Raw genomic sequence first — 26,597 nt, 5'->3', positions numbered from 1 at the left:
AACGGGCCGGGAGATACGTTGGACTCGCTGAAGCTTGGAATCACCAAGCGCTATGGCAACAAGACCGTGCTGGACAACCTTGAACTCGATATCCGAAAGGGCGAGTTCGTCACCTTCCTCGGACCGAGTGGATGCGGAAAGTCGACGGCCTTGTCGATCGTCGCTGGCCTGATTGCGGCCACCGAGGGCGAGATCAGGCTCAATGGAGCGCGGGTCGATCATCTGCCGCCCGAGAAGCGCGCATTCGGAATGGTGTTCCAGAATTACGCGCTGTTTCCTCACATGACGGTCTTCGACAACGTCTCGTTCGGGCTCACCTTGAAGCCATTGTCCAAGGAGGAGATCAAGAAGCGCACTGATGCGATGCTCAAGCTGGTGCAATTGACCGGCTATGAGGAGCGCTATCCGGGCCAGCTCTCCGGCGGTCAGCAGCAGCGCGTTGCGATTGCGCGGGCGCTCGTGCTGCATCCGCGCCTGATGTTGTTCGACGAGCCGCTTTCGAATCTCGACGCGAAGCTAAGGGTCGAGATGCGTGCGGAGATCAAGCAGATCCACGCCGCGCTGGGGCTGACGTCGATCTACGTGACCCACGACCAGGCCGAAGCATTGTCGCTATCGGACAGGATCGTGGTGCTGCGCAATGGCGTCCTGATGCAGTCGGGCACCCCACAGGAAATCCACGACCGGCCGAAGAACGTCTTCGTGGCGGACTTCATGGGCTTTCGGAATTTCTTCAAGGTCAGGATCGCGTCGGTGTCGGACGGGATCGCCGAGGGCGTTGGTGACGGAATCCGGATTCGCGCGCGGGCAGGGGTCGATGTGCGAGCGGATACCGACATGGTGATGGCGATACGTCCGGACGATATCCGGGCGGGCGGTGAGGTGGTTTCCGGTGCCGAAGATGTTAGTGGCCGTGTCGAAGTGGTCGAGTATCTCGGTCGGGAACAGGAAGCCGCCATACGCATCAATGACAACACGCGAGTCTGGTTACGCACCGCCGAGGCGATACGAACCGCCGACACGATTGGCCTTCAGTTTCCGATCGACAAGGTCGTCTTGCTTCCTGCGGAATAGGCGAGAAAATAATGCGCGCCGTAGCCAACGATGAGAAGAGCGAATTCGACGCGCTGGCATTCTTCTGTTTGCTGCCGTCCTTGCTCTACGTTCTCTGCATGTTCGTCTATCCGTTTCTGTATGGTGTCTATCTCAGCCTTCAGCCGCAAAAGGTTGGCGGCTTCAGCCTCGCGAACTATCTCACCTTCTTCAGCGATCCCTATCAGTATGGTACGATCTGGATCACCTTCAGTCTGGCGATTCCCACTACGATCGTTGTCCTTCTGCTCGCTCTTTGGCTGGCTTACGGCATGCGCCGGGGCATTTTCATGGAACGGACCGTGACGACGATCTTGATCATGCCTATTTCGCTTGGCGTGATCCTGCTGTCGGAAGGTATCTTGGGTTTCTATGGTTCGCAGGGTTGGTTCAATCAGGTCCTTCTCGGATTAGGGCTTATCAAAGAGCCGTTCATTCTGACCCATAACTACGCTGGCGTTATGCTGGCGTTGTTCATGCAGCAGTTTCCGTTCTGCTTCCTGATGCTGCTGGGATACATATCCGGCATCGATCCCAGCCTTGAACGCTCGGCGCGGATGCTTGGTGCGACACCTTCGATTGTCTTCCGACGCGTGATGTTGCCGCTCATCGCGCCCGGTCTTGCCATCGCATTCGCACTGGTGTTCGTCATGAGCTTTGCGGTCTTTCCCTCGGCCATCATGCTCGGGCAGCCGGCGGGTACCACGCGCACGATCTCTATTGCGGCCTATCAGAAGGCCTTCGAACAATATGACATGTCGGCTGCTTCCGCGATCGCAGTGATTATGGGCCTGTGTCAGCTGGCAGCGCTGCTGGTGATCATCCTGTTCCGTCGCCGGTTGTCGCCGGCAGCGACCATGGGCGTCGGAAAGAGATAGGGCCGCACAATGCGAAGCAGAATGTGGAAGCTCTCGCTCTATCTGTTCATTGTGGGTTTCATCCTCAACATGCTTGGGATCGTGTCGCATGTTGTCGTGAGCTCGTTTGCCAAGCGTTGGTTCGGCGGCCTGCTGCCGCCGGCCTATACGACGGACTGGTTCGCTTATGCGTGGAAGAATTTCGATCTGGGGCAGGTGTTGGGTGTCACGCTGCTCATCGTAGTCGTTGTCGTCTTCCTTGCATTGGCCATTGGATTTCCGGCCGCTTACGTTCTTGCGCGACGAAATTTCCGATTCAAATCGGTCATTCTGCTGCTGTATTTTCTGCCGCTGGTCATCCCACAGATGACTTACGGGATTCCGCTGGCGACCACTCTCTACGGATATGGGGTCGGGGGATCCGTCGTCGGCGTGATTCTGGCGGTCCTGGTGCCGATGGTCCCGTTGGCCGTCTTCGTGTTGATGCCATTTTTCGAGCAGATCAGCGTCAATCTGGAATGGAGCGGGTCAATGCTTGGCGCAAGCCGGGCTCAGATTTTCAGGCGGATTCTGTTTCCCCTGATGGTACCTGGAATACTGACCGCCGGCGTCCTTGTGCTGGTCAATACGATATCGAATTTCGAGCTCGCATTTCTCCTCGGGGGCGGTGGATCGCAGACGCTCGTCGTCGCGTTATTCTACAACATGTTTGCCGGTGGTGTTCGCCCCGTCTATTCCATCGATGCCATGGCGGTGATCTATATGGTGATGGTCATGACGCTGCTTCTGATCGCATTGCGGTTCGTGCGCCCGACACAGATGGTGTTCAAGCTCGACAAGTAAATTCATGTTTGAGGCTGCGCGTGCCTAGTCATCGCCAGGGTCGGCTCATGGCGCAAGGCGGACAGGAACCACCTGCCGAAGCATGGAGTTGGACCTAGTAACTGCCATCGATTTTTGTCGCGATCTTGAACCTGCCGATCGAGGCGTGCAGATGTATGGAACGTTGAACAGTCCGATGACGAGCAGCCGGTTGAGTTCTCGTTCGCATATTGGTTCATGGGCATCGGCACGGTCCTACGAGCGCCTGTTTCCAAATTGAATTTCGTGACTTTGCGGATACGTTGTACTTTGCGCCACACCGGATTGGAACTTCATCCATCAACCGACGGGGTAACGGTGCAGATCATCTTCGCGCCGATCACTTTGACCGCTGATGCGCCTGGTCAGACTCCGACTGGTGATCGGATGCTGTTGTCGGTTGTTTCAGCGCTGAGATGGATTCAGCGCTACGTTGGAGCTGAAACCCGCGCGTCCCCTCAATGGGTTGACGTCGTCAGCCGGCTAGCTGCTGCGAGCGAAGATCCGGTCAGCACTGTTGACGCTAGGAATGCACTTCACGATGCAATGGTCGCCTACGGTTGGGCCAAGCGGAGCATTCATTGACTGCGTTTTAGCAAGGGACCGCGCGCTTTGGCTGATATAGATATTGCCAGTATGACGGATTCAATCCGGCGCTGGGAGCGGCTGATGCGGAAAATCGATCGCTTCTGTTGCGGTTCATTTACCTGAGCGCCGCGGCGCTTCGGGAAATGTTTTCCGCCAGGGTCTGAAGTCTTGGTAAAAAGGTTTTGAGCAATTCACGTCGATCAATTGCAGAGATAAAATAAGTCATTCCTACTGTCGCAAGCACCTTGTCTCCACTCATGAACAAACCGGTTCATCCCCTCGCCAGCGATGTTCGACGCTGTGGCGTGATCTCGAGTGGTGGAATCGCCGAATTCCCTCCCTACATATGCAGTCCTAGATGCCGCGTCCGCGGCGGTTTGGCATGATTTGCTGCCGAGAGATAAACGTCCCCTATGACCCCACCCAATGTCCTTCGCGACTTCGTCGATCGCCATCAACGTCTGTTTGTCCTGACCGGTGCGGGCTGCAGCACCAATTCGGGCATTCCCGATTATCGCGACACCGACGGCAACTGGAAGCGCACGCAGCCTGTGACTTTCCAAGCCTTCATGGGCGAGGAACTGACGCGGCAGCGCTACTGGGCACGCAGTCTCATTGGCTGGCGTCGGTTTGGCCAGGCGCGGCCGAACGATGCGCATCATGCGCTGGCGCGGCTCGAACAGATCGGAAAATGCGAGGTTCTGCTCACGCAGAATGTCGACCGGCTGCATCAGTCGGCAGGCAGCAAGAAGGTCATCGATCTTCACGGCCGGCTCGATCTCGTGCGCTGCATGGGATGTGAACGCCGGATCCAGCGCGATGAATTCCAGCACGAGATGGGCCGCTTGAACACAGGTTGGCTGGATCTCGACGCGGCTGTTGCGCCCGATGGCGATGCCGATCTGGAGGGCGTCGATTTCGTGTCCTTTGTCGTGCCGGCCTGCGAGATCTGCGGCGGCGTCCTCAAGCCGGATGTCGTGTTCTTCGGCGAGAACGTACCGCGCGAATTCGTAGATGCTGCGCTTGGCCACCTGCAGAAGGCCGACGCCATGCTGATCGTCGGTTCGTCGTTGATGGTCTATTCCGGCTTTCGCTTCGTGCAAGCGGCGGTGCGCGCGGAGATTCCCATCGCCGCGGTCAATCTTGGCCGCACGCGCGCTGACGAGTTTCTCAGCTTCAAGGTCGAAGACCGCTGCGAGGACGCGCTCGCATTTCTGCTTCAGCGGGCGGAAGCGCCCTAACGGCGAAGGCCCCGGCTCAGGCTGCCAGATCCCACAGTCGCGGACAGCCGCGCAGAACCACGGCGCGGCCCGTGGGTGTCAGCGCCGGATCAGTGTCCGATAGCGCAACCAGTCCCATCGCAACCAGCTGATCGAGCACGTAACGGTTCAGCTTGGCCGGTGGCAGGATCGCTGGGCGAAGCATCCGCAGTGTGTCCCACTGGTTTTCGGTGAGCTGATATTCGGTCTCGGTCGACATGGTGTCCTGCTTGGATGAATCAGTGCATTCAGTGCGCATGGCTTACGGAACCCGCATGACCTTGATGCGACATGGCGGGGGCGAAATCTGGAAATCACTGGATTGTTGGGCGGCGCCAAACGCTGGTTTTGCGCGGCTGTCACATGGACGTGCAACAGAACGCGCGAACACATGCGCGAATCACGGCGTGCTCAGACCTAATGAAAAGTAGAACAATGTGCCACCCGCATTGAAAAATATCATGCAGCTGATGCGTACGCGCCTCAGCTGGAGGTGGCTTGGCGCGCTCCTTAGCATAGCAATTGCTACGATTGCGTTTATGGCGCTGTCCAAGGCGCTTAAGGGCGTTGATTTCGCCCACGTGCTGTCTGCCATGCACATGGTACCGCCAGGCAGCATCGCGCTCTCGCTGGTGCTGGTGGCGATCTCCTATGGCAGCCTGACGCTGTATGACTGGTTGGCCCTGCAGATGATCGGGCGGGGGGACATTCCCTTCAGGGTTGCAGCGCTGGCCAATTTTACCAGCTATCCGATTTCGCACGGAACCGGCGCCGTGCTGCTGGTGTCATCGGCGGTGCGCTACCGGATCTATGCACCGCACGGCATCGGTCCTGCCGGCGTCGCCCGCATCTGCTTCCTGACCGGGCTCACCTTCTGGCTCGGCAATCTCACCGCACTGGCGCTCAGCACCCTGCATGAGCCAGGCGCCATCAGCCGGATCGATCAGCTCTCGCCCGAGATCAACCGCTTCATCGCGGTGGCCATTCTCGTGGGTATCATCGCTTATGTCGGCTGGACATGGAACGGTATGCGGACGCTCGGTGGCCGCAACTGGTCGGTGCCGGTTCCGAGCGGGCGCAACGTGTTCTTTCAGATTGGCATCGGGCTCGTCGATCTCGGAGCGGCGGCGCTCGCGATGTATGTGCTGATCCCCGAGACGATGGATGTCGGCGTCGCGCAGGTGATCGTCGTCTTCATCGCCGCCACGCTGTTGGGATTCGCCAGCCACGCACCCGCGGGCATCGGTGTGTTCGATGCCACGATCCTTGTCGGGCTTGGCGGCGAACATACCGAACAGCTACTAGCTGTGCTGCTGCTGTTCCGGCTGTTCTATCACCTGATTCCGTTCGTGCTGTCGCTGACGCTGTTCGGCGCCGTTGAAGCCTACCGGAATGTGAACAGACGCAAGCTCGCCTGAGTTACTTCGGCAGTGTCAGCACTGCCGATTGCGCATAGCCGCGGAACGGGCGATTGAAATCGAGATTGGCGTGATGACGCTCGGCGAGCGCCTTCAGCACATCGAGAAGCTCGCGGCGCGGCGTCACGTCGAACAATGTCAGCCAGCGCAACAGCAGCTTGCTCGCGATCTTTGGCAACCGCTCCTGATGGCCGAAATCGACGATGTGTAGTCGCCCGCCAGGCTTGAGCTGCGATACGGCGTGGTCGAGCACATCCTGCCAGCTCGGGATCATCGAGAGGCTGTAGGAAATCATGATGTGATCGAATGACGGAACGGTGAAAATGCGTGCCGGATCGAAATTCGTCGCATCGCCATGGGCGACACGGACGGTATCCGTGAGCTCGTTGCGCGCAATTGATGCGATGGCCGTGGTCAGCATCTCGGTGGAAATATCGATGCCGTAGAATACCGCCTGTGGATATTTCCGAGCAGCCTGAACGAGATTGCGGCCGGTGCCGCAGCCGATCTCCAGCACTGTCGCGCCCGGCGCGGGCGCTAGTTCGGCGATGAGCTGGTCGCGGCCGAGCAGATAATACCGGCGCGTCGCGTCATAGATGAAGCGTTGCCAGCGGTACATCCGGTTCATACGATGCGTAGCTTCGTTCGACCATGCGGGCTGACCGCCGTCTTCGTATTCGGAGACAATCGTCATGGCGCACCTCATCGCATCCGGATGAGCGATCCATTTCATCGCAACACGACAGCGGTGTGACAGTAGTTTCGTCGCGGGAATCGGCTGAAATTTAGAATGACTGTCGCAAAACCGCAGTCTGCGCTTGATAAAAATTTCAGATTGTCGATTCGAAGGGTCCAAGAAGCCGATGAATACGCATCTGATCGCCGACGCCGTTCGCAATAGCCGTGGTCGCGAGGAAACGACGATCTGGGACAGGCTGTTCGCCTTCTGGTTCCGCCGGCTGGTCTATACGCAGATCTGGGAAGATCCGGAGGCGGATATGGCGGCGCTGAAACTGGCGCCCGGTTCGACGATTGTGACTATCTCCAGCGGTGGCTGCAACGCGCTGTCCTATCTGTCGGCGAAGCCAGAACATGTCTATGCGGTCGATCTGAATGAAGCGCATCTGTCGCTGTTGAAGCTAAAGCTTGCCGGCCTGCGCGCACTGCCGAACTATCAGGACTTCTGGAAATTCTTCGGCGAAGGCGCATCCGATACCAATGTCGGCCTCTATCGCGAGCGGCTGCGGCCACTGCTCGATGCCGAAGCGCGTGGCTATTGGGACGAGCGCGATATCCAGGGCCGCCCGCGCTACGGTTACTTCAGTGACGGCTTCTATCGTCATGGCGCGCTCGGCCGTTTCATCGGCTTCGCGCATACGCTGGCGAAGCTCGCCCGCATCGATCTCAAAGCGTTGTTGCACGAGGACAAGCAGTCCCTGGCGCGCAAGCATGCGCTGGAACGACTGCACTGGCTGTTCCATTCGCGGCTCGCTCGTATGATGACGAAGACGCCGGCGCTGTTGTTCAGCCTCGGCATCCCGCCGCAGCAGCGCACGCTGCTGGGCGGCAACCAGCCGCTCAACGAAGTGCTGCATCAGCGTCTGCTCGCCCTGATCGACGTGCACCCGAACGCCAACAACTATTTTGCCTGGCAGGCGCTGAGCCGCAGCTATGTCGGCCCCGGCGATAAATGCCTGCCGCTGTACCTGCAGCAGAGCCGCTACGCGGACACCGCCAGCCGCGCCGCTCTGGTCACGCCGGTGCATGCCAATCTGCGCGTGTTCCTGGAGAGCCTTCCAGCCCGCCAGATCGACGCGGTCGTGCTGCTGGATTCGCAGGACTGGATGGCGCCGGATGAAATCCGTGCGCTGTGGGACGCGATCGACCGCGCCGGCAAGGACGGCATCCGAGTGATCTTCCGCACCGCCGGTGCCGAGTCACCGCTGGACGATCCGGAACATGCATCGCTGCGTGAGACGTGGCAGCGCGATGAGGCGCGCAGTGCCGAAGGTCTGGCTGCGGATCGTTCGGGCATCTATGGCGGGTTTCATCTGTATACGCGGAAGGCGTAAGGCGCTGCTGTCTTAACCTCTCCCCGCTTGCGGGGAGAGGTCGACTGTAACGCGCAAAGCGCGTGGAAGTCGGGTGAGGGAGAGCTGGTGTTTTACTCGCTGCCTCCCCCTCACCCGAAGCCTCGCTGGCGCTCGGCTCCGACCTCTCCCCGCAAGCGGGGCGAGGTAAGAAGGTGGCGGGCACGTGAACGTCACACCCCCAGATAAATCTGCTGGATATACTTGTCGCCAGCAATCTCTGCGGACGTTCCCTCACGGATCGTCCGCCCATGTTCCAGCACATAGACCCGATCCGCAATCCGCAACGTCGATGTCGCGTCCTGTTCGACGATCAAGATCGCGGTGCCGTCTCTCCGGATCTGCTGGATCGAGTCGAAGATCAGCCCCTTCAGCCGCGGCGCGATGCCGACGGACGGCTCATCCAGAAGCAATAGCTCGGGCCGGCCCATCAGCGCGCGGCCGATGGCTACCATCTGCTGTTCGCCGCCGGACAATGTGCTGGACTGTTGCCATTGCCGTTCGCGCAGCACTGGGAATAGCGTGAAGACGCGCTCCAGGTCCTTCTCGACGTCGGCATTGTTCTTGCGCAGGTAAGCGCCGAGCTGCAGGTTCTTCAGCACCGACAATTCCGAGAACAGTTTTCGCCCCTCGGGACAGTGGCAGATGCCCTTGGCGACGACGTTATATGGCTCGACCGGATGCAGCGACGCATCCTTGAAGTTCAGCGTGCCCTGGGAAGCGATGCTGCGTGAGATGGCCTTCAGCAGTGTGGTCTTGCCGGCACCGTTGGGGCCGAGCACGCCAATGAGCTCACCCTTCTCGACCCTGATCGAGACGGATTCTATGGCCAGCGCCTTGCCATAACTGACCTTGAGATCGGAGACTTCAAGCAGAGGCATGGGCTTCCTCCGTCTTGCCGATATAGGCTTCGATCACCTTCTCGTTCTTCACGATCTCTTCCGGTGGGCCGACGGCGATGATCTCGCCGAAATTCATCGCGATCACGCGCGATACGAGTGCCATGAACTCGCGCAGCTTGTGTTCGATCAGCAAAATAGTGAGGTTCTCCTCGCGATGCAGACGCCTGATCAGTTGCGCCAGTTGTTCGATCTCGCTGCTGCCAAGCCCTGCGAAGGGTTCATCCAGCAGCAGCAGGTCCGGGCGCGTCGCCAATGCGCGGGCGATTTCGAGCCGCCGCAGGTCGCCGTAAGGCAGCGTCTCCACCGGCTCCTTGTCACGGCCGCCGAGGCCGACCTGTCCCAGCAGATAGCTGGCGCGCGCCTCCTTGTCCTTGTCCCCACTGGCGCGCGGCGACATGCAGGCGACCAGGACGTTCTCCAGCAGGTTCATGCCGACAAAGGGACGCGTGAGCTGGAAGGTCCGCGCCATGCCGCGATTGACGACCTTGTAGGGCGCGAGTTCTCGGACGAGATCGCCGTTGAAATGGATCGTGCCTGATGTCGGCTGCATGAAGCCGGTGAGGATGTTGAACAGCGTGGTCTTGCCGGCGCCGTTGGGGCCGAGGATGCCGGTGAATTCGCCTTTCTTCAGCGTAAAACTCGCATTCTTCACGGCGGTGAGGCCGCCGAAGCGCTTGGTCACGCCGTTGACTTCGAGCAGGTCAGTCATCGCAGGCGCTCCGTCAGCCGGCGCCAGAGCGGCGCGATCAGTCCATTGGGCAGGAAGAACAGGATCAGCATCAGGGTCAGCGTGTAGATCCACAGTCGGTATTCGCCGAAGCCGCGCAGCATCTCGGTGAGCAGCGTCAGGAGGATCGCGGCAATGGCGGCGCCATAGATCGAGCCGATGCCGCCGACATAGACCATGATGATCACCGTGATCGACACGACCACCGAGAACAGCGGCGGCGACACCTGCAGCTGGTAATGCGCATAGAGTGCGCCGCCCAGACCGGCGAAGCCGGCCGAGATCATCAGCGACACGATCTTGTAGAAGGTGACATTGATGCCGGCAGCCTGACAGGTCGCCTCGTCGCCGCGGATCGCGCGCAGCAGGAGTCCCCAATGCGACCGCGCCAGCAACGTTAGCGTGATCACTGCGGCTACGAGAATCGCCAGCACGAACCAGTAGTAATGCAGCGGATTCTTCATGAGGGGATCGAGGCCGTAGATGCCTTCCTCGCCGCCGGTATATTCCCAGAAGATCAGACACAGCCGCTGCAGGATCGCGGAGGCGGAGAGCATCGCCAGCGCGAAATACGGCCCGCGCAACCGCAATGTCGGGAAGCCGACCAGCAGGCTGAAAGCGATGGCGATCACCACGCCGAGCGGCAGGCTGACCCACGGATTTGTCGACCAGATCGAGGACAGGAAGCCCGCGGTATAGGCGCCGGCGCCGATGAACAGCGAATGGCCGAAATTCTCGCGCCCGGTGAGGCCGGACATGAAGTCCCAGCTCGAGGCCCAGATGCCGTAGATCACGCAGACCGTGAGCACGCCCGTGAGATAGTTGCTGGCGGCGAACATGGGCAGCAAAGCGAGGAAGGCGACGACGAGGATGCCGCCTGCGATGTCGATGGGGGCGATGCGTTTCATGTCAGAATGCTGCCCGTCGCCCGAGGAGTCCTGACGGGCGTATCATCAGCGTAACGACGACCGCGACCAGCGACACCAGCTCCGTCCATGACGTCGAGATCAGATAGGCGACGATGGTCTCGGAATAGCCGAGGATCAGTGACGCGATGATACTGCCGGGGATCGATCCGAGCCCTCCGACGATGACGATGGCGAAGGCCTTCACCATCGGAAGCAGACCCATGGTCGGCTGTACCGTGAGGAAGGGCGACACCAGCACGCCGGCGAGCGCCGCGGTGCCGGCGGAAATCGCCATCACGATGGAGAAGATACGGTTGGTCGGGATGCCCATATATTGCGCGGCTTCCGGATCCTGCGAGACAGCGAGGATGGCGGCGCCGAGGCGCGTGCGCTGGATGAACAGCCAGAGGCCGAGCAGCACGAGGACACCGGCGACAAGGGCGAGCAGGCGCTGGCCGGAGATATCGACCCCGCCGATCGAGAGCTTGTCAGCGACAAATGAGGGGACGTTGCGATATTCGGAGCCGAAAGTGATGAACAGCGCTTGTTCGACCGCGAGCGAGACGGCGAGGGTGATCATCAGCACGGCGAGCTGAGACGAGCGCAACGGACGCACCAGAAAACGCTCCATCACCACGCCGAAGCCTGCGACGATCAATACCGCCAGCGGAGCTGCGATGAAGAGCGGAACGCCGAGCAGCGAGGTGAGGACATAGGCCGCATAGGCGCCGAGTGCGTAGAACGAGCCATGGGCGAGATTGAGGATGCGGGCGACGCCGAAGATCAGGGTGAAACCAACGGCCAGCATCGCATAGATGGCGCTGGAGACCGCGCCGTAGATCAGAATCTGAAGCATGAGAACCCGCTGTTGAAGACCGGACGGCGGAGGGCGAACTTCTTCGGGCTCGCTTCTCCCGTTTTCCGGCCGGCGAGGGATCGCCGGCCGCGCGGTTACGCTGCGGTCAGATGACCGCCATCAACAAATCAGTTGCTCATCCAGGGCGGTGCGATCATCGGGCCGGTAGCGGCTTCCTTCGGCCAGACCACGACGCGGGCGCCGTCCTTCTGCCACTGCACGAACAGCAGGTTCTGCAGTCCCGGGCCGGTCTTCACATCGTGTACTTCGTCGAACACCAGCTTGCCGGCGATGCCGACATGGTCGGTCTTCTCCAGCTCCTTGATGACGGCATCGGGCTCGATGGAGTTGGCGCGCTTCACGGCATCGGCATAGACATAAACGGCGTCATAGGCACCGATGCCGGTATAGACGGGCGCGGTGCCGAAGCGCTTCACGAATTCATCCCAGAACGGAATGGTCTTTGGGGTCAGCGGCGCGCGGATGGCGAACATGCCGACGGTTTCGGCATTTGCCTTGCCGCTGACGCGGGTGAAGAAGTCGGCGTCCTGGCTCTTGACGTCGATGCCGCCGATCGGAATCGGCACCTGCGCGTCATGCCACTGCTTGACGAAGATGTCCGACGAGGCATGCGAGAGCACGACGATCAGATACTGCGCGCCTGAATTCTTCACCTTGGCGAACAGCGGCGAGAAATCCGAGGTCGAAGTGTCGAAGAATTCGGCCAGCGTCACGTCGGTGCCGCCGTCGGTCGCGCCCTTCTTCAGGATCGGCACGAGATCCTGCACCCATTTTGCATTTTCGCCGACAATGGCGATCTTTTTCAGGCCCATCTCGCCTTTCAGCTTGCCGTTGATGAAGTCGACCAGCGCGCGCGCCTGATGCGCCGCGTTGATGGGGAAGGCGCGGAAGATGTATTTGTAGTTCTCATAGTCTGTTTTCACCTTTGCGGTGATGGCCGGGGAGGCCGCGCCGACGCCGAGATAGATCGTCTTGGCGTTGGAAATATGCGGCAGCTGGGCCAGTGTGACGCCTGACGTATAGCCGCCGATCAGCACGTTGACCTTGTCATCGGCGGTGAGCTTCTTGATTGCAGCGATGCCCTGTTCGGGATTCTCGGTCTCGTCAGCGACAACCATTTCGAGCTTGCGGCCGAGCAACCCGCCCTTGGCATTGATCTCTTCGATGGCCAGCTTCGCGGCGTTCTGGGTGTCGCGGCCGACCTGCAGCTGGACCGACGTCGGAATGCCGATCTTGATAGGCGCTTGCTGGGCAGATGCTGGAGCAGTGGAAGCAAGGGCGCCAGCAACAATCATACTCGCAGCCGCAAGCGGCCTCAGAAATGAGTCCATGGTGTCTCTCCCTAGAGGCATCTGGGTCGTTGCCCGATGCTTTTTTGTGTGATCACAGACTGCCAAGTGCGGCGAGAGCAAGTCAAGGAAGATTGCGCGCAGCAACACTGTGTCGCGGATTAAATTGCGAGCATTCACAACGTGTACTTCTGTTGCGTTGCGATGACGCGCAGGCGCAATGTGCCTTGCAGTTGTAGGCGCGCAGCCGGCTGTGCGAGGCTTGACGCTGATGGATCATCTCGAGGGATGAACATGGAGAGGCCGGAATGGATGAACAGGGTGCAGGCACCAAGTCAGCCTTTCAAGCCATTCGCGCCATCGACTACACGGTCATCTTCGTCCGCGACATGGACGCGATGCGGCACTTCTACGAGACGCTGCTCGGCTTTTCGCTGCAGCGCGTGCTGTCGTCCGGCTGGATAGAATTTCGCATCGGCGGCAACACGTTAGCTCTGGCCATACCAAGCCGCACCGCGTCGGATCGTCCGGTCCCGGTTGGCAGTGCAGCACTTCAGCTCGCCTTCAAGGTTTCCGTGGCGGAGGTCGATGCGTGTGCCGAGGAATTGATACGGAAAGATATCAGCCTCGTGTCACCGCCGACCGATCAGGTCTTTGGACATCGCACGCTGTTCTTTCGCGATCCCGACGGGAATTTGTTGGAGGTGTTCGCTGATATCTAGGCGTCACCGATGCTCTGCACGTGATCGGACGCACGCAGTCACAGCACGACGCAGGTCGCGTGATGGGTAACGGCTGCGTGTTTGGGTGGTCAGGATTGTCGGCCAAGGGGTGGGACCGCCGACGCAGGTAATAACGGCGGTCCCGTGCCGTGCATTGAAATTCGGGGTTGGAAAGCGACTTCCGCACCCCACTGCGCGACGCGATCGACGCTATCCCAGCCGGGTTTTGTCGCAACTTAAACCAAATCTTAACCTAACCGATTAGGCTTACCTGGCCGGCTTTTCGAGCATTTTTAGTAAAGGTGGAGAATAATCTACTCCGCAGCCCGGGCCAGCAGGGTGATGTCGTTGGCATTGGCGCAATAGTTCTCGTAGTTCGCCGCCGCCGTCTTGGCTGCGAGGTCGGCGCCGCAGGCCCGTTTGTGTGCGCAACTGGCGCAGGCGTGGCGCATCTCCATCATGTCAGGCGGCCGGATCTTGGCAATGGCGGCTTCGTCAAAACCGAGCGCACGGAGCATCTGCGGCAATTCCTCCGCACCGTTCACGCCTCTGCGCACGATCGTATCGAGATCGCTTGGCGCAAGGCCAAGCTCATGGGCCATGCGTTTGAACTCGCCGCTGTCGAGCGCACCGAGTTCGTTGAGCTGGCGACGCTGGATCAACCAGTCGCCAATGCGTTCGATGAGATTGCTGACGACGGGATAGGGCTGGACGGATGTCATGGCGGTCTCCGCTGCTGAGAGTGATTGAGCGAAGGGTCTGCGCAGCAGCGCGGAGTCGCATTGCGCTGGATCAATCGGTGGGTGCGCCATGGACGGTTAGTCTTACCGCCAGAAATGCCTGCGCCGCAGGCACTTTCCGGGGAAACTCGAGGCTGGATTCAACGTTATCCATGCTTAACTTAGAGACATTGTTAGTCCAGAAGCCGGGAACCGGCCTCAGGAGGCGTAAATGAGTTGCAAGCGTTTGAGTATGATTGCGGCCGGCGTCAGTCTGCTGGCGTGCGTCGGTGCCGCGCAAGCGGACACATACAAGCCCGGCGAATTCTTGCTGCTCGACCTGCAGAAGGCCGTGCTGTCGCCGAAACTGCTGGGCCCGCCCGCGTCATTCGAGCAGGTGCAGATCCAGGCCAAGGCCGATGCGAAGGCGAATGTGAAAGCTGATCCGGCGAAGGCAGCACCGCGTCTTGTGCGCGCGCAGTCTGCGAAGCCGGTGGCACAGCGCGCCGCTGCGCAGAAGAAGGTTGCCCGTCGCAGCAATCCGCTGAACGCTAATGCGGCGGACACGCGGGTGCAGGTCTGGCCGTGCCGCACAGGTGGCATCTGCAGCTGGCAGAAATGAAAAGGCGGCGGATTGCTCCGCCGCCCATTCGGTCTTCAGGCTGAGGCCTGAATGATCAGGCCTTGATCTCTTCCACGCCGCACCATTCAGCGATGAACAGTGCCAGCGCCGTCGTCGTCTTCTTCAAGGAGGGCAGGTTGACGCCTTCGTCGAAGCCGTGGACGCCGCGCGAGATGCAGCCGTAGTTCAACGTCGGCACCTTGTCGAACAGCGCATAGACGCGGCTGTCGAGATAGGCGAGCGAGATTTCCGGCTTTGGCTTCTGGCCGAACACCGCTTCATGCGCTGCGGCCAGTGTGGCTTCTGCATCAGATCCCGGCTTGAGCTCGTAACCTTCGGCCTGGAAGCCGTTGAAGGTCACGGTCGGTGGGATGTTCGACAGGAACGGATCCTGATGTGCGAAGGCGGCGACGCAGTCGGTGATCTCCTTCTTCGCAGCTTCGGCCGTCTTGCCGGGCAACAGCGAGATACGGAAGTCCACCTTGCACCATGCCGGGACCGATGAGGCCCAGTCGCCGCCGGCGATCTTGCCGATGTTCAGGTTGACCGGCTTCTCGATGTTCTTGAAGTGCTCGTGCTGGTCCTTTGTCGCATTCCACTTGGCTTCCAGCTTGCGCAATTCGCCGATGATCCGATAGGCGCCGTCGATGGCGTTGGCGCCGGTGCCCATGCGCTGCACATGCACCGGCACGCCGCGGACCTCGACCTGGAACCAGACCACGCCGATATTGGCGCGGGTGATCGTCTCGTGCGACGGCTCGGAGACCACGACGGCATCGGCCTTGTAGCCGCGCAGATGCGTCATCAACGCGCCGTCGCCGGTGGATTCTTCTTCCACGACCGACTGCAGATAGACCGTCGCCGCCGGCTGCAGGCCGAGGCTCTTGAGTGCGTCGAGCGCGAAGATGTTGGAGGCGCAGCCAGCCTTCATGTCGCCGGCGCCGCGGCCCTGCATCCAGTCGCCCTGGATGACGGGATCGTAGGGCGGCGTGGCCCACATGTCGAGCGGGCCTTCCGGCACCACGTCCACATGGCCCTGCATGATCAACGAGCGGCCCTTTTCCTCGCGTGGATAATGCGTGCCGACCACGATAGGCGCGGTCGAATGCAATTCGTCCCAGGCGCCGGCGCCGGGATGATGCCCGAGCGCTGCGCGGTCCATCTCGAAGCGCTCCATCTTGTAGCCGCGCGTTTTCATGGCGCGGAACATGAAGTCCTGCATCGTGTGTTCGTTGCCGCGGGTCGAGACGTGACGCACCATATCCTGGGTGAACTTGACCTGGGCGTCAAAGCCCTTGTCGACGGCGGCGATGATCTTGTCGCGGAGGGCGGGATCGAGAGCCATGTTGTTTTTCCTTTTCTTGTGAGAGGGCTCAGGCAGTCAGCGCGCGTTCGAGCTTGTCCATGCCTTCGTCGAGGATTTCGTCCTGGGCGGTCAGCGGAACGAGCACGCGGATGGTGTTGAAGTTAACGCCGCAGGACAGCAGGATCAGACCTTCTTCGGTGGCCTTCTGCGTCACCTTCTTGGTCAGTTCCGCGTCCGGCGTGTCCGAGCCGCGTTCCTTGACGATGTCGAAGGCGATCATGGCGCCGACATTGCGGATGCTGGCGATCGGCACGAGATCGTTACGCTGCTGCATCTTCTTCAGGCGCGTGGTGATGCGCTCGCCGATATGGTTGGCGCGGTCGACCAACTTCTCTTTCTCGAACACGTCGAGCACGGCCATCGCTGCGGCAATCGCCAGCGGGTTGCCGGCATAGGTGCCGCCGAGGCCGCCCGGATCGGCAGCGTCCATGATCTTCGCCTTGCCGATCACGCCCGACAGCGGGAAGCCGCCGGCGAGGCTCTTCGCCACGGTGATGAGGTCGGGCTTCACGTCGTAATGTTCCATCGCGAACATCTTGCCGGTGCGGCCGTAACCGGTCTGCACTTCGTCGGCGATGAAGACGATTCCATTCTCGTCGCAGATCTTGCGCAGCGCGCGCATCAGTTCCGGCGGGGCCTGATGGAAGCCGCCTTCGCCCTGCACGGGCTCGATGATGATGGCCGCGACGCGGGCTGGATCGATGTCGGCCTTGAACAGGAAGCTGAGATACTTCAGCGATTCCTCAACGGTGACATCGAGCGGCGCGGCCGGGAACGGCACGTGCCAGACTTCCGGCATGGCGCCGCCAAAGCCCTTCTTGTAGGGGAACACCTTGCCGGTCATGGTCATGGTCATGTGGGTGCGACCATGGAAACCGCCGGTGAAGGCGATCACGCCGGCGCGGCCGGTAGCGGCGCGGGCCATCTTGATGGCGTTCTCGGTCGCTTCGGCGCCGGTGGTGAAGAATGCGGTCTTGGTGGCGCCGTCGATCGGCGCCAGCTTGTTCAGGCGCTCGGCGAGGGTCACGTAGGATTCATACAGCAACACCTGGAAGCAGGTGTGGGTGAAGTTCTCCATCTGCGCACGCACGGCGGCCATGATGGTCGGGTGGCAGTGGCCGGTGTTGAGCACGGCGATGCCGCCGGCGAAGTCGACATAGCGCTTGCCTTCGACGTCCCAGACTTCCGCATTCAGCGCGCGCTGCGCCGAGATCGGAGTGGAATGGCCGATGCCGCGTGGAACGGCGGCTTCGCGGCGTGCGAAGATTTCTGCGTTGGTTGGCATGCGAGTTTGTCCTTCGAGTTTTCTTGGATGTTGTTGGGTGTGGATCAGTGGATGGAGCAGGCTGCTGCGCCGGGCGCTGTAGGCTCCCTCGCCCCGCTCTTGCGGGGAGAGGGGTGGGGTGAGGGGCTCTTGCGATCCGCAAGTGCAGTGCGTGCGATGAGCGCCGTGCCATGCCCCTCACCCGCCGCGAAGACGCGGCGACCTCTCCCCGCGCAGTGCGGGGGGAGGTTAAGAAAGCGCGGCGTGCTGGTGTTCACTCGATAAGTCCAATCACCGCGCGGCTTCGAAACCGGCGAGCGTGGAGGTCAGGTTGGCGCCCAGGATGTCGGAGAGATATCCGCCTTCCTGAACGAGAACGGTAGGCAGGCCCATGCGCGCCACGGCTTCGCCGATGCGCTTGAAGCCCGGCGTCGTGACCTTCAGGGCCGCCAGCGGATCGTGTTCGGACGCGTCGAGGCCGAGCGCGAGCACGAGCGCCGTCGGTGCGAACGACTTGATGGTCTTCTCGGCGACAGCAAGCGCGTCTATGAAGCCATCGTCACCGGTGCCGAGCGCGAGCGGAATGTTGAGATTGGTGCCGAGGCCGTTGCCTTCACCCTTCTCATGGGCATAGCCCCAGACGAAGGGGTAGTAGCCGACGGGATCGGCATGGATCGACACCGTCAGCACGTCCGGACGCGCATAGAAGATGCCCTGGGTGCCGTTGCCGTGATGCACGTCGACATCGAGGATCGCGACGCGCTCATGCCTGGTGCGCAGATGCTCGGCGGCGATCGCCGAATTGTTCATGAAGCAGAAGCCGCCGGCCATGTCGCGATAGGCGTGATGGCCGGGCGGGCGGCAGAGGGCGTAGACCGCATCTTCGCCGTCCATCACCATCTGCGCCGCGGTGACGGCGACATCGGTGGAAGCGCAGGCACCAAGCCAGGTGCCGGGACCGATCGGCGCTGCGGTATCCGCGGTGTGCCAGCCGAGCTTGCCGGTGATGTGGGTCGGATAGCTGCCTGCCACGCGGTTCGGATGGATATTGGCGATCATCTCCGGGCCGTAATCCGGCAGCTTGATCCATTCCTCCCATGCGCCTTCGAGGAAGCGCAGATATTCCGGCGAGTGCACGCGGGCGCGTGGGCCCTGGCCGAATTCGGTCGGCGCGACCAGCTTGTGCTTGCCGTCGGCGAGGCCCTTCAGCAGGCGCTCGGCACGCTCCGGCTGCTCGGTCGTTTTACGGACCTGACCGCGCACCAGGAAGAACTGCGGATCGTGGCTCTTGTGCTTGTCGGAATACACTGCCTTCACGTGGCGGCTCCATTTGTTGAGGAGGGAAGTTCGCGGACCAGCTTGCCGACTTCGCGCCAGGCAGCGCCGATGTGATAGTCGATCCGCGCGGTGATGATATCGGGATGCCCCTGTTCGAGGACTTCGAGCAGCGCTTCATGCGTCTGCGCAATACGGTGCGGATCGTCATAGAGCCGGCCGATCAGGCCAATCGTCATCCGCAGTTCGGAAGCGAGATCGTCGAACAAGCGCAACAGGCGTTTGCTGCCGGCGATTTCGCAGATCATGCGGTGAAATTTGTAGTCTTCCTCGATCTGTCGTGCGTGATCGTCGATCGCTGCCGTCTCATGCATGACGTCGATCTGCCGGCGCAGCATGTCGCGATTGGCAGGCGTCATGTTCTTGGAGGCCAGCACGCCGGCATGACATTCGACGCAAATGCGCAGGTCGTAGACCTCGTCGATATCCGTCGCTTCGAGCTTGCGGACAAAGAAGCCACGGCGCGGATGCGAGACCAGCAGGCCCTGTTGCTCGAGCAGCCGTGCAGCCTCGCGGACAGGAGCGCGGCTGACGCCGAGCTCGCGGGCAATGCCGGCTTCGACGACTTTGGCGCCAGGCAGCAGCTGCCCCTTGATGATGGCCTGGGTCAGGATGCGTGTGACCTGCCCGACAAGATCGGTGTCGGCGAGGGCGGTCAGACCAACTGGAGGAGACATCAAACGCATGCGGGGGACCCGTTTCTTCCCCTGTACAAGAATTAATCGTCGATTGTCGACAGTTTAATCTTGCGAGCTGCCATGCGATTGTGTTTCCTGCCCGCACCTTAAAAAAAGCCGGGAACCGCGCCTGTGAATATGCATGCAAACATTACGCCGACCCTCGATGCCGCCAAGCAGGTTCGTATCGATCTTGCTGCGGCCTATCGTCTGATCCATCGCCTCGGCCTCGATGACAGCATTTACACGCATATTTCGGTGCGCGTCCCCGGCACCCAGGACCGCTTCCTGATTAATCCCTATGGCATGCGCTTCGAGGAAGTGACGGCCGGCAACCTCGTCACCGTCGACGTCGACGGTAAAGTTGTCGACGATCCGCTCGGCCTCGGCATCAATCCGGCCGGCTTCACCATTCACAGCGCCGTTCACGCTGCGCGCCACGATGCGCAGTGCGTGCTGCATACGCATACCGTTGCCGGTGTTGCCGTGTCATGCCTGAAGGACGGTCTGCAGCCGCTGAACCAGTGGTCGATGCAGTTCACCGATCGCATCGCCTATCATGACTTCGAAGGCATCGCGCTGGACCTGTCCGAGCGTGAGCGTCTTGTCGCCGATCTCGGCGACAAGATGGTTCTCATCCTGCGCAATCACGGCCTGCTCACCTGCGGCCGCTCGGTCGGTGAGGCCTTCAAGCTGATGTTCAATATGGAGCGCTCCTGCCGCGCGCAGCTCGCGATTCTTTCAACCGGCGCAGAAGTCATTCGCCCGTCCCACGCCATTGCCGCACACACCGCCGGCCAGTATGACCGCGGTTACGACAAGGTGCATGGCACCGAAGGCGGCAAGCCGGACAGCGAGTGGGAAGCGTTCAAGCGCATGCTCGATCGCACGGACGCCGATTACAAGAATTGATCCGACTTCCGCTACACATCGTCAACTGATCTGGGTTACGTGCCAGCCGGCACTAAGGGGAAAGATATGTTGAAGAAATTTGTACTGGCTTTGGCCCTGAGCACCGTGAGTACAATGGCGCTCGCGCAGGAGCCGAAGATGGGCGGCACCATCAATGCGGTGATCCAGCCTGAGCCGCCGGGCCTGATGCTCGCACTCGTCCAGAACGGCCCGACGCAGATGGTCTCGGGCAACATCTATGAAGGCCTGCTGCGCTACAGCAAGACACTGGAGCCACAGCCTGGTCTCGCCGAGAGCTGGACCATCAGCCCGGATGCGAAAACCTACACGTTCAAGCTCAAGCAGGGCGTGACCTGGCATGACGGCAAGCCGTTCACCGCTGCCGACGTGCTGTTCTCCATCGAGACGCTGAAGGTGACCCACGCGCGTGCGCGCAACAACCTCGTACAGCTCGACAAGGTCGAAGCGCCGGACGATTACACCGTCGTCTTCACGCTGAAACAGCCCTTTGGCCCCTTCATCGGCATCTTCGAAGTCGGCTCGATGCCGATCATCCCGAAGCACATCTATGAAGGCTCCGACGTCAAGACCAATCCGGCGAACAATACGCCGATCGGTACTGGCCCGTTCATGTTCAAGGAATGGAAGAAGGGCTCATTCATCCAGCTGGTGAAGAACCCGAACTACCACGTCAAGGGCAAGCCCTATATCGACGGCATCTACTGGCAGATCATTCCGGACGCCGCTGCGCGTTCGGTGGCCTACGAGACCGGCAAGGTTGATGTGCTGCCCGGCGGTTCGATCGAGAACTTCGACGTACCGCGCGTCAGCAAGCTGCCGAACACCTGCGTCACCGGCGACGGCTGGGAGTTCTTCTCGCCGATGGCCTGGATGTGGCTCAACAACCGCACCCCAGTGCTCGCCAACAAGAAGGTTCGTCAGGCGATCATGTATGCGGTGGACCGCGAATTCGCCAGGGACGTGATCTGGAACGGCCTCGGCAAGGTGGCTACCGGCCCGTCCTCGTCGGCGATCAAGTTCTACACCGACAACGTGCAGAAGTACCCGTACGATCCGGCCAAGGCCAAGGCGCTGCTGAAGGAAGCCGGCTACAAGGGCGAGAAGGTCCGCCTGATGCCGCTGCCTTACGGCGAAACCTGGTCTCGTTGGGGTGAAGCTGTGAAGCAGAACCTCGTCGACGTCGGCATGAATATCGAGACCATCGCCACCGACGTGCCTGGTTCGAACCAGAAGAACATGGAGTGGGATTACGATATCTCCTTCACCTATCTCTATCAGTACGGCGATCCAGCGCTCGGCGTTGGCCGCAACTACGTGACGAGCGCAATCGCCAAGGGCCAGCTCTTCAACAACCTCGAGGGCTATTCCAATCCTGAGGTCGACAAGCTGTTCGAAGAGGGCGCCGTCGCCACGCCGGATTCGAAGCGAAAGGAAATCTACGAGAAGGTCCAGAAGATTCTCGTCGAGGATGTGCCTGTTGCCTGGCAGCTTGAACTGCAGTTCCCGACCATCACCAACTGCAAGATCAAGAACCTGATCACGACCGGTATCGGCGTCAATGACGGCTTCCGCGACGCCTGGATCGACAAGTAAGCTTTCAGCCTGATGCCCGTGACGATCTCTGTGATCGTCACGGGTTTTCTTTGTGTACTCTGACCTGAATGCGATGGACCTCTGATGCTGTCATTCGTTGCCCAGAGGATCGTGAAGGGCGTGTTCGTCCTGCTTGCGATCATCGTGATGAACTTCTTCCTGATCCGCCTTGCGCCCGGCGATCCCGCAGCGGTGATGGCCGGTGAGGCCGGCGCCAGCGATGAGCAATTCGTCCAGCAGCTGCGCGAAAAGTTCTCACTGGACAAACCGCTGCCGGAGCAGCTGTTCATTTACGTGAAGGGTGTCGTCACCCTCGACCTCGGTTTCTCGTTCCGCCAGCAGATGCCGGTCGCGAAGCTGATCGCCGAGCGTCTGCCGGCGACGCTGCTGCTGACGCTGACGGCGTTCGGCATATCGCTGTTACTGGGCATCACATTCGGTACGCTGGCCGCGAGATTTGCGGGGACATGGGCGGACACCGCCATCACTGTCTCGGCGCTGCTGTTCTATGCCACGCCGATCTTCTGGGTCGCGCTGATGTCGATCCTGCTGTTCTCGGTCTATCTCGGCTGGCTGCCGAGCTTCGGCTACGAGACCGTCGGTGGAAACTTTACCGGATGGGCACATGTGAAAGACGTGGCTCTGCATCTGGTGATGCCGGCGATGACCATCGGCCTGTTCTTCATGGCGACCTATACGCGCATGACGCGCGCCTCGATGCTCGAGGTCAAGCGGCTGGATTTCGTCAAGACCGCCCGCGCCAAGGGCCTGCGCGACAACATCATCCAGCGCCGCCACGTACTGCGCAACGCGCTGCTGCCGGTGGTGACACTGGCCGGCGTCCATTCCGGTACGCTGGTCGGCGGCGCCGTGCTCACCGAGACGGTGTTTGCATGGCCCGGCATCGGCCGGCTGCTCTATGAGGCACTCTTGCAACGCGATTATAACCTTCTGCTCGGCGTCTTCGTGGTCTGCTCGGCGATGGTCCTGATCTTCAACCTCGTCACCGACCTCGTTTATCGGCTGGTCGATCCACGCATCGAGTTTGCATCATGAAGAAGTTCTGGAAATTGATGCTGCGCAATCCAGGCGGCCTTATCGGTCTGGTCATCATCACGATTGCGATCTTCATCGCGCTGTTCGGGCAGATGATCTTTCCGACCTCGCCCTGGCGGATGGTGCAGCGGCCGTTCTTGCCGCCCTTCACCAATCCCATGGTGACCCTCGGCACCGATGCGCTGGGCCGCGATGTGTTTGCCGGCCTGATCTATGGCGCCCGCGTGTCGCTGCTGGTCGGTCTCGTTTCGACCACCGTGGCGCTCACCATCGGCGTGCCGCTCGGCGCCATCGCCGGTTACTTCGGCGGCAAGGTCGACGACGCCCTGATGCGCTTCACCGAGTTTTTCCAGACCATTCCGAGCTTCCCGCTGGCCATTGTGCTGGTGGCGATCCTGCAGCCGTCGATCTATTCCATTGTTGGGTCCATCGCCATCGTCTCGTGGCCGCCGGTGGCGCGCCTCGTGCGCGGCGAGGTGCTGTCGCTGCGTACCCGCGAATATGTCCAGGCCGCCATCGTCACCGGCCAGAGTAATACCTGGATCATCTCGCGCGAGATTTTGCCGAATGCGCTGTCGCCGGTGATCGTGCTGGCGTCGCTGATGGTGGCTAATGCGATCCTGCTGGAGTCCTCGCTGTCGTTCCTCGGCCTCGGCGATCCCAACCTGATGTCCTGGGGCTACATGGTCGGCGCGGGCCGCACGGTGATCCGGCAGGCCTGGTGGATCACAGTCTTCCCCGGCGTCGCCATCCTGATTTCGGTGCTCGGCATGAACCTGATCGGCGAAGGCCTCAACGACGCGCTCAATCCGCGCCTGGCGAAGGATAGCCGCTGATGACCCAAGTGCTGTCTAAAGCGCCCGCCGTTTCCATCAAGAACCTAAAGATTGCTCTGCCGAAGAGCGCCGAACGTCCTTATGCGGTCGATGGCGTGTCCATCGATCTCATTCCCGGCGAGATCGTCTGCGTTGTCGGCGAATCCGGCTCCGGCAAGTCCATGTGCGCGCATGCGCTGATGGGTCTGCTGCCGGATACGGTGAAGACCGAGACCGGCGAAGTTCTGTTCGAGGGCCGGAATCTTCTGAAGCTCGACGAGAGCGGCTGGCGCGAAGTGCGCGGCCGCGGCATCGCCATGGTGTTCCAGGAGCCGATGACCGCGCTCAATCCGCTGATGCGGATTGGCGAGCAGATGATGGAAATGTTCGAGGCGCATAATCTTTTGACGCCGAAGGAGCGCCGCGCCAAGGCCCTCAGCCTCGCCAAGGAAGTCGGTCTGCCCGATCCCGAGCGCATCATCCGCGCCTATCCGCACCAGCTCTCCGGTGGTCAGCGCCAGCGTGCGATGATCGCCATGGCACTTGCGCTGGAGCCGTCGGTGCTCGTGGCGGACGAGCCGACCACGGCACTCGACGTGACCACGCAGGCACAGATCCTCAAGCTGATCCGGAACCTGCAGCGCAGCCGCAACATGGCGGTGATGTTCATCACCCACGACTTCGGCGTCGTCGCCGATATCGCCGACCGCGTCGTGGTGTTGCGCCATGGCAAGATCGTGGAAGAAGGCTCGATCGACGCTGTCTTCAGGAATCCGCAGCATGACTACACCAAGGCGCTGCTGGCTGCTGTGCCGTCGATGCACCCGCCGATGCGCGCGTCGCTGGATGAAAATGCGAAGGCTGTCGAGGTCATCGGCCTCGACAAGACCTATGTGACCTCGGGCGGCTGGTTCAAGCCGGATCGCCGCGTGCAGGCGGCGAACGAAGTCACGTTCTCCATCATGCAGGGCGAGACCGTTGGCCTGGTCGGCGAGTCCGGTTCGGGCAAATCGTCAGTGGCGCGCCTGGTGATGCGTCTGATCGAGGCCGACCGCGGGACCGTGCGCATCGGCGATGTCGATCTCACGGCACTCGAAGGCAAGGCGCTGCGCGCGCAACGCCATCGCATCCAGATGATCTTCCAGGACCCGTTCGCCTCGCTCAATCCGCGTCGCCGGGTCGGCCAGATCATCACCGATGGCCCGATCGCCCGCGGCACCGATCCCAAGATCGCGATGCAGCGTGCGCGTGATCTGCTTGGCATGGTCGGCCTCGATGCCGGTTCGCTCGACCGCTATCCGCACGAGTTCTCCGGCGGCCAGCGCCAGCGTCTCGGCATCGCCCGCGCGCTTGCGATGGATCCGGAGATCATCGTCGCCGACGAAGCCGTCTCCGCGCTCGACGTCTCAGTGCAGGCGCAGGTGCTGAAGCTGCTCGAAGACCTCAAGGCCCGCCTCGGTCTGTCGATGCTCTTCATCACCCACGATCTGCGCGTTGCCGCGCAGATCTGCGACCGTATCGCGGTGATGCAGCGCGGCGTGATCGTCGAGCTGAAGCCGACGGCGCAATTGTTTGCGGCGCCGGAACATCCCTACACCCGCGAATTGCTCGGTGCCGTCCCCGGCCAGAGTTCGCCATCCCAGGCCGCCTGATCCTTATGCCGACGTCTCCCGCGACTTGCGTTTTCCTGAGCAGGACCATCAACCTGCGCAAATACCTCGCCAACGAAATCGCCCGGCTCGACGGCAAGGTCAATTTTGTCGATCACCTCGACGGCACCGATCCCGCTAAAATTGACATGGCGGTGAGCTGGCATCCGCATGCGGATGCGTTCGATCACTATCCGAACCTAAAGGCGGCGTGTTCAATCGGCGCCGGTGCCGACAGCATCCTGAACTGTCCGAGTCTGCGCGACGGCATCGACGTGGTGCGCGTGGTCGAGCCGGCACAGGCGCAGATGATGTCGGGCTTCGTGATCTGGAACGTGATCTATCACCAGCGCCAGTTCGGGACGTATCTGCAGAACCAGCGCGATCACGTGTGGAAGCGCCTCGGCGGCGGACGCCGCCCGTCCGAGGTTGCGATCGGCATTCTCGGCTACGGGGCCATCGGTGCACGTGTCGCGTCGGATCTGGCGATGCTCGGCTTTCCCGTCCGGGTCTGGAGCCGCTCGGCCAAGCCGACGACGCCGGGCGTAACGGGCTTCCACAGCAGCGACGGGCTCGACGCGATGCTCGCGGGTTCCGAGGTGCTGGTGAACCTGCTGCCGCTGACCGAGGAAACCCGCGGCATTCTCAATGCAAGCCTGTTTGCGAAGATGCCGCGCGGCAGCTACCTCATTCAGGTCGGTCGCGGCGAGCACTCCGTCGAGCAGGATATCCTCGATGCGTTCGCCAGCGGGCAGCTCTCCGGCGCGACACTCGATGTCTTCCACACCGAACCGCTGCCCAAGGACCATCCGTTCTGGTCGCATCCGCAGATCGTGCTGACGCCGCATGACGCCTGCGAGGTCACCATGACCGCCATCGGCGACACCATCCTCGCCACTGCGGAAGCCGTACAGGCCGGTGTGCAGCCGAAGGATTCGGTGGATCGCGGGAGAGGTTACTAACACTCCGTCATGGCCG

At 61.2% G+C, this 26,597-nt stretch carries 27 protein-coding genes; 15 read left to right on the top strand and 12 right to left on the bottom strand.

Annotation, left to right across the window (positions count from 1 at the left end):
- Positions 1-18 precede the first annotated feature (18 nt).
- The 5 genes from AB7951_RS23275 to AB7951_RS23255 all read left to right on the top strand — a co-directional run bounded on the left by AB7951_RS23275 (position 19) and on the right by AB7951_RS23255 (position 4,639).
- Positions 19-1,074, top strand: coding sequence for an ABC transporter ATP-binding protein (locus AB7951_RS23275; protein WP_439062199.1), 1,056 nt, complete (start codon positions 19-21; stop codon positions 1,072-1,074).
- Positions 1,075-1,085: 11 nt separating this feature from the next.
- A complete protein-coding gene (locus AB7951_RS23270) occupies positions 1,086-1,970 on the top strand; it encodes an ABC transporter permease (RefSeq protein ID WP_120288454.1) in 885 nt (294 codons plus the stop codon).
- Positions 1,971-1,979: 9 nt separating this feature from the next.
- Positions 1,980-2,792 (top strand): ABC transporter permease, encoded by an 813-nt coding sequence (locus AB7951_RS23265; RefSeq protein ID WP_439062200.1) that lies wholly within the window; start codon positions 1,980-1,982, stop codon positions 2,790-2,792.
- 216 nt (positions 2,793-3,008) lie between these two features.
- The gene (locus AB7951_RS23260; protein WP_439062201.1) at positions 3,009-3,395 is read left to right on the top strand and encodes a hypothetical protein; all 387 of its coding nucleotides are present in this window, start codon (positions 3,009-3,011) and stop codon (positions 3,393-3,395) included.
- A 416-nt stretch (positions 3,396-3,811) separates the two neighbouring features.
- The gene (locus tag AB7951_RS23255; RefSeq protein ID WP_439062202.1) at positions 3,812-4,639 is read left to right on the top strand and encodes an NAD-dependent protein deacetylase; all 828 of its coding nucleotides are present in this window, start codon (positions 3,812-3,814) and stop codon (positions 4,637-4,639) included.
- Between the two features lie 16 nt (positions 4,640-4,655).
- Here AB7951_RS23255 and AB7951_RS23250 read toward each other — a convergent pair whose 3' ends face one another.
- On the bottom strand, positions 4,656-4,877 hold the full coding sequence (locus tag AB7951_RS23250; RefSeq protein WP_092139391.1) for a hypothetical protein: 222 nt from the start codon (positions 4,875-4,877) through the stop codon (positions 4,656-4,658).
- A 319-nt stretch (positions 4,878-5,196) separates the two neighbouring features.
- On the opposite strand from AB7951_RS23250, the gene AB7951_RS23245 reads away from it, so the two are divergent.
- On the top strand, positions 5,197-6,075 hold the full coding sequence (locus AB7951_RS23245) for a lysylphosphatidylglycerol synthase transmembrane domain-containing protein (RefSeq protein WP_439062203.1): 879 nt from the start codon (positions 5,197-5,199) through the stop codon (positions 6,073-6,075).
- A gap of 1 nt (position 6,076) precedes the next feature.
- On the opposite strand, the gene AB7951_RS23240 is transcribed toward AB7951_RS23245, so the two are convergent.
- Positions 6,077-6,769, bottom strand: a complete 693-nt coding sequence (locus AB7951_RS23240) for a class I SAM-dependent methyltransferase (RefSeq protein WP_439062204.1) — start codon at positions 6,767-6,769, stop codon at positions 6,077-6,079.
- A 169-nt stretch (positions 6,770-6,938) separates the two neighbouring features.
- On the opposite strand from AB7951_RS23240, the gene AB7951_RS23235 reads away from it, so the two are divergent.
- Positions 6,939-8,147, top strand: a complete 1,209-nt coding sequence (locus tag AB7951_RS23235; protein ID WP_439062205.1) for a DUF3419 family protein — start codon at positions 6,939-6,941, stop codon at positions 8,145-8,147.
- Between the two features lie 191 nt (positions 8,148-8,338).
- Here AB7951_RS23235 and AB7951_RS23230 read toward each other — a convergent pair whose 3' ends face one another.
- The 5 genes from AB7951_RS23230 to AB7951_RS23210 form a co-directional block, all read right to left on the bottom strand.
- Positions 8,339-9,046, bottom strand: coding sequence for an ABC transporter ATP-binding protein (locus tag AB7951_RS23230; RefSeq protein WP_439062206.1), 708 nt, complete (start codon positions 9,044-9,046; stop codon positions 8,339-8,341).
- Positions 9,033-9,776 carry an ABC transporter ATP-binding protein gene (locus AB7951_RS23225; protein WP_439062207.1) on the bottom strand — a complete coding sequence of 248 codons (744 nt, stop codon included), beginning with the start codon at positions 9,774-9,776 and terminating at the stop codon, positions 9,033-9,035. Before AB7951_RS23225 ends, AB7951_RS23230 begins: the two co-directional genes overlap by 14 nt.
- The gene (locus tag AB7951_RS23220) at positions 9,773-10,702 is read right to left on the bottom strand and encodes a branched-chain amino acid ABC transporter permease (protein ID WP_439062208.1); all 930 of its coding nucleotides are present in this window, start codon (positions 10,700-10,702) and stop codon (positions 9,773-9,775) included. The genes AB7951_RS23225 and AB7951_RS23220 overlap by 4 nt, the downstream gene beginning before the upstream one ends.
- A gap of 1 nt (position 10,703) precedes the next feature.
- Positions 10,704-11,558: a branched-chain amino acid ABC transporter permease gene (locus tag AB7951_RS23215; protein WP_068733337.1), complete on the bottom strand. Its 855-nt coding sequence runs from the start codon at positions 11,556-11,558 to the stop codon at positions 10,704-10,706.
- 128 nt (positions 11,559-11,686) lie between these two features.
- Entirely contained in the window at positions 11,687-12,910 is a 1,224-nt protein-coding gene (locus tag AB7951_RS23210; protein ID WP_439062209.1) for an ABC transporter substrate-binding protein, read from the bottom strand.
- A 266-nt stretch (positions 12,911-13,176) separates the two neighbouring features.
- On the opposite strand from AB7951_RS23210, the gene AB7951_RS23205 reads away from it, so the two are divergent.
- Complete coding sequence (locus AB7951_RS23205) at positions 13,177-13,590, top strand: VOC family protein (protein ID WP_439062210.1); 414 nt, start codon at positions 13,177-13,179, stop codon at positions 13,588-13,590.
- A gap of 314 nt (positions 13,591-13,904) precedes the next feature.
- Here AB7951_RS23205 and AB7951_RS23200 read toward each other — a convergent pair whose 3' ends face one another.
- Complete coding sequence (locus tag AB7951_RS23200) at positions 13,905-14,312, bottom strand: hypothetical protein (RefSeq protein WP_089262161.1); 408 nt, start codon at positions 14,310-14,312, stop codon at positions 13,905-13,907.
- Positions 14,313-14,541: 229 nt separating this feature from the next.
- Here AB7951_RS23200 and AB7951_RS23195 point away from each other — a divergent pair, with 229 nt between their 5' ends.
- The gene (locus tag AB7951_RS23195) at positions 14,542-14,931 is read left to right on the top strand and encodes a hypothetical protein (protein ID WP_246297870.1); all 390 of its coding nucleotides are present in this window, start codon (positions 14,542-14,544) and stop codon (positions 14,929-14,931) included.
- A 55-nt stretch (positions 14,932-14,986) separates the two neighbouring features.
- Here AB7951_RS23195 and AB7951_RS23190 read toward each other — a convergent pair whose 3' ends face one another.
- The 4 genes from AB7951_RS23190 to AB7951_RS23175 all read right to left on the bottom strand — a co-directional run bounded on the left by AB7951_RS23190 (position 14,987) and on the right by AB7951_RS23175 (position 19,573).
- Positions 14,987-16,276 carry an ArgE/DapE family deacylase gene (locus AB7951_RS23190; RefSeq protein WP_439062211.1) on the bottom strand — a complete coding sequence of 430 codons (1,290 nt, stop codon included), beginning with the start codon at positions 16,274-16,276 and terminating at the stop codon, positions 14,987-14,989.
- A 28-nt stretch (positions 16,277-16,304) separates the two neighbouring features.
- Complete coding sequence (gene gabT, locus AB7951_RS23185) at positions 16,305-17,582, bottom strand: 4-aminobutyrate--2-oxoglutarate transaminase (RefSeq protein WP_175368798.1); 1,278 nt, start codon at positions 17,580-17,582, stop codon at positions 16,305-16,307.
- A gap of 270 nt (positions 17,583-17,852) precedes the next feature.
- Positions 17,853-18,878, bottom strand: a complete 1,026-nt coding sequence (locus AB7951_RS23180) for a histone deacetylase family protein (protein ID WP_439062212.1) — start codon at positions 18,876-18,878, stop codon at positions 17,853-17,855.
- Entirely contained in the window at positions 18,875-19,573 is a 699-nt protein-coding gene (locus AB7951_RS23175; RefSeq protein WP_439062213.1) for a GntR family transcriptional regulator, read from the bottom strand. The genes AB7951_RS23180 and AB7951_RS23175 overlap by 4 nt, the downstream gene beginning before the upstream one ends.
- A gap of 138 nt (positions 19,574-19,711) precedes the next feature.
- Between AB7951_RS23175 and AB7951_RS23170 the strand changes: the two genes are divergently transcribed.
- From AB7951_RS23170 to AB7951_RS23145, 6 genes are all read left to right on the top strand, one after another.
- Complete coding sequence (locus tag AB7951_RS23170) at positions 19,712-20,485, top strand: class II aldolase/adducin family protein (RefSeq protein ID WP_439062705.1); 774 nt, start codon at positions 19,712-19,714, stop codon at positions 20,483-20,485.
- Positions 20,486-20,551: 66 nt separating this feature from the next.
- Positions 20,552-22,099, top strand: coding sequence for an ABC transporter substrate-binding protein (locus tag AB7951_RS23165; RefSeq protein ID WP_439057201.1), 1,548 nt, complete (start codon positions 20,552-20,554; stop codon positions 22,097-22,099).
- Between the two features lie 84 nt (positions 22,100-22,183).
- A complete protein-coding gene (locus AB7951_RS23160; RefSeq protein WP_120288470.1) occupies positions 22,184-23,155 on the top strand; it encodes an ABC transporter permease in 972 nt (323 codons plus the stop codon).
- On the top strand, positions 23,152-23,991 hold the full coding sequence (locus AB7951_RS23155; RefSeq protein WP_184513560.1) for an ABC transporter permease: 840 nt from the start codon (positions 23,152-23,154) through the stop codon (positions 23,989-23,991). Before AB7951_RS23160 ends, AB7951_RS23155 begins: the two co-directional genes overlap by 4 nt.
- A complete protein-coding gene (locus AB7951_RS23150) occupies positions 23,991-25,622 on the top strand; it encodes an ABC transporter ATP-binding protein (protein ID WP_439062214.1) in 1,632 nt (543 codons plus the stop codon). The genes AB7951_RS23155 and AB7951_RS23150 overlap by 1 nt, the downstream gene beginning before the upstream one ends.
- 5 nt (positions 25,623-25,627) lie before the next feature.
- Complete coding sequence (locus tag AB7951_RS23145) at positions 25,628-26,581, top strand: 2-hydroxyacid dehydrogenase (protein WP_439062215.1); 954 nt, start codon at positions 25,628-25,630, stop codon at positions 26,579-26,581.
- Positions 26,582-26,597 lie beyond the last annotated feature (16 nt).

Source organism: Tardiphaga sp. 285_C5_N1_2 (genome assembly GCF_052076065.1).
Taxonomy (GTDB): Bacteria; Pseudomonadota; Alphaproteobacteria; order Rhizobiales; family Xanthobacteraceae; genus Tardiphaga; species Tardiphaga robiniae.
Note: the sequence above shows the minus strand (reverse complement) of the source record. Positions and strands in the feature narration are given on the sequence as shown.

Coding starts and splice junctions, on each gene's coding strand:
- AB7951_RS23255 (WP_439062202.1), top strand. CDS start 3,812: ATGACCCCACCCAATGTCCTTCGCGACTTCGTCGATCGCCATCAACGT.
- AB7951_RS23265 (WP_439062200.1), top strand. CDS start 1,980: ATGCGAAGCAGAATGTGGAAGCTCTCGCTCTATCTGTTCATTGTGGGT.
- AB7951_RS23145 (WP_439062215.1), top strand. CDS start 25,628: ATGCCGACGTCTCCCGCGACTTGCGTTTTCCTGAGCAGGACCATCAAC.
- AB7951_RS23230 (WP_439062206.1), bottom strand. CDS start 9,046: ATGCCTCTGCTTGAAGTCTCCGATCTCAAGGTCAGTTATGGCAAGGCG.
- AB7951_RS23260 (WP_439062201.1), top strand. CDS start 3,009: ATGGGCATCGGCACGGTCCTACGAGCGCCTGTTTCCAAATTGAATTTC.
- AB7951_RS23240 (WP_439062204.1), bottom strand. CDS start 6,769: ATGACGATTGTCTCCGAATACGAAGACGGCGGTCAGCCCGCATGGTCG.
- AB7951_RS23220 (WP_439062208.1), bottom strand. CDS start 10,702: ATGAAACGCATCGCCCCCATCGACATCGCAGGCGGCATCCTCGTCGTC.
- AB7951_RS23155 (WP_184513560.1), top strand. CDS start 23,152: ATGAAGAAGTTCTGGAAATTGATGCTGCGCAATCCAGGCGGCCTTATC.
- AB7951_RS23225 (WP_439062207.1), bottom strand. CDS start 9,776: ATGACTGACCTGCTCGAAGTCAACGGCGTGACCAAGCGCTTCGGCGGC.
- AB7951_RS23235 (WP_439062205.1), top strand. CDS start 6,939: ATGAATACGCATCTGATCGCCGACGCCGTTCGCAATAGCCGTGGTCGC.
- AB7951_RS23165 (WP_439057201.1), top strand. CDS start 20,552: ATGTTGAAGAAATTTGTACTGGCTTTGGCCCTGAGCACCGTGAGTACA.
- AB7951_RS23245 (WP_439062203.1), top strand. CDS start 5,197: ATGGCGCTGTCCAAGGCGCTTAAGGGCGTTGATTTCGCCCACGTGCTG.
- AB7951_RS23200 (WP_089262161.1), bottom strand. CDS start 14,312: ATGACATCCGTCCAGCCCTATCCCGTCGTCAGCAATCTCATCGAACGC.
- AB7951_RS23190 (WP_439062211.1), bottom strand. CDS start 16,276: ATGGCTCTCGATCCCGCCCTCCGCGACAAGATCATCGCCGCCGTCGAC.
- AB7951_RS23150 (WP_439062214.1), top strand. CDS start 23,991: ATGACCCAAGTGCTGTCTAAAGCGCCCGCCGTTTCCATCAAGAACCTA.
- AB7951_RS23250 (WP_092139391.1), bottom strand. CDS start 4,877: ATGTCGACCGAGACCGAATATCAGCTCACCGAAAACCAGTGGGACACA.
- gabT (WP_175368798.1), bottom strand. CDS start 17,582: ATGCCAACCAACGCAGAAATCTTCGCACGCCGCGAAGCCGCCGTTCCA.
- AB7951_RS23210 (WP_439062209.1), bottom strand. CDS start 12,910: ATGGACTCATTTCTGAGGCCGCTTGCGGCTGCGAGTATGATTGTTGCT.
- AB7951_RS23195 (WP_246297870.1), top strand. CDS start 14,542: ATGAGTTGCAAGCGTTTGAGTATGATTGCGGCCGGCGTCAGTCTGCTG.
- AB7951_RS23270 (WP_120288454.1), top strand. CDS start 1,086: ATGCGCGCCGTAGCCAACGATGAGAAGAGCGAATTCGACGCGCTGGCA.
- AB7951_RS23205 (WP_439062210.1), top strand. CDS start 13,177: ATGGATGAACAGGGTGCAGGCACCAAGTCAGCCTTTCAAGCCATTCGC.
- AB7951_RS23215 (WP_068733337.1), bottom strand. CDS start 11,558: ATGCTTCAGATTCTGATCTACGGCGCGGTCTCCAGCGCCATCTATGCG.
- AB7951_RS23175 (WP_439062213.1), bottom strand. CDS start 19,573: ATGTCTCCTCCAGTTGGTCTGACCGCCCTCGCCGACACCGATCTTGTC.
- AB7951_RS23160 (WP_120288470.1), top strand. CDS start 22,184: ATGCTGTCATTCGTTGCCCAGAGGATCGTGAAGGGCGTGTTCGTCCTG.
- AB7951_RS23170 (WP_439062705.1), top strand. CDS start 19,712: ATGCATGCAAACATTACGCCGACCCTCGATGCCGCCAAGCAGGTTCGT.